This is a genomic window from Candidatus Symbiothrix dinenymphae (assembly GCF_001431085.1).
This window is the reverse complement of sequence record NZ_BBRU01000077.1, coordinates 1-996: the sequence shown is the minus strand read 5'-3', so window position 1 is coordinate 996 and position 996 is coordinate 1. Positions and strand designations below refer to the sequence as shown.

General features: G+C 44.2%; 2 tRNA genes and 1 rRNA gene. All 3 read left to right on the top strand.

Annotated elements, in window-relative coordinates:
- Positions 1 to 242 precede the first annotated feature (242 nt).
- Positions 243 to 316, top strand: a tRNA-Ile gene (locus tag ASC50_RS01250).
- 68 nt (positions 317 to 384) lie between these two features.
- Positions 385 to 458: transfer RNA gene (locus ASC50_RS01245), tRNA-Ala, on the top strand.
- Positions 459 to 620: 162 nt separating this feature from the next.
- Positions 621 to 996 (top strand): 23S ribosomal RNA (locus ASC50_RS07375); the annotation flags it as partial.

The window sequence follows — 996 nt, the reverse complement described above, 5'->3', positions numbered from 1 at the left end:
GTTATTTTCTGTACTATGTAATTTAATGGTTTCTATAATATTGAACGGTAGAGATAGTGATATTTCTACAGCAAAGGAGAAGAGTTATTCCTGACGGGAGAGGTTTCAAGGAAAGAGAGTAACTTCGACCATAGGACAGCGCAACGCGTAGCGTTGCAGTGATTAGATATTAGAGTATAGAGTGTAGTCAAAAAACGCACAAAAAAACTAAACTCTAAACTCTAAAAACTAAACTCTAAAATAGTCCTATAGCTCAGTTGGTTAGAGCGCTACACTGATAATGTAGAGGTCGGCAGTTCAACTCTGCCTGGGACTACACAGTTAGCAGTTACCAGTTACCAAAAAAGATTGGTAACTGGTCACTGGAAACTGCTAACTGAAAAAGGGGGATTAGCTCAGCTGGCTAGAGCACCTGCCCTGCAAGCAGGGGGTCATCGGTTCGAATCCGATATTCTCCACAAAAGCCGTGAGGCTTACGTTCTTTGACATATTGGTACAAAACAAGAAAACAAAGTAGAGCAACAAAAATATTTGTTATCTCGGTAGGGGCGACGATTTATCGCGTCCGTGAAGAGATGGCATCGTTCCGGTGATTTGCAAAAGGTCATTGGAATCAGAAGAAATAAGAAAGAAAGGGCAGACGGTGGATGCCTTGGCTCTTGGAGGCGATGAAGGACGTGATAAGCTGCGATAAGCTCGGGCGAGGTGCAAATAACCATTTGAACCCGAGATTTCCGAATGGGGCAACCTAATAGATTGAAGGTCTATTACCGCTTTACGCGGGGCAAACGTGGGGAACTGAAACATCTAAGTACCCACAGGAAAAGAAAATAAATAATGATTGCGCAAGTAGTGGCGAGCGAACGCGCAGAAGCCCAAACCGGCGTTGTTTAGGCAATAACGGGGGTGTAGGAACACCAAGTAGGACGAAAATTGGGAAGAGGGAACAGCTGGGGAGTGTGAGCATAAAGGGGGAAAAAACCGCACACGAATTTT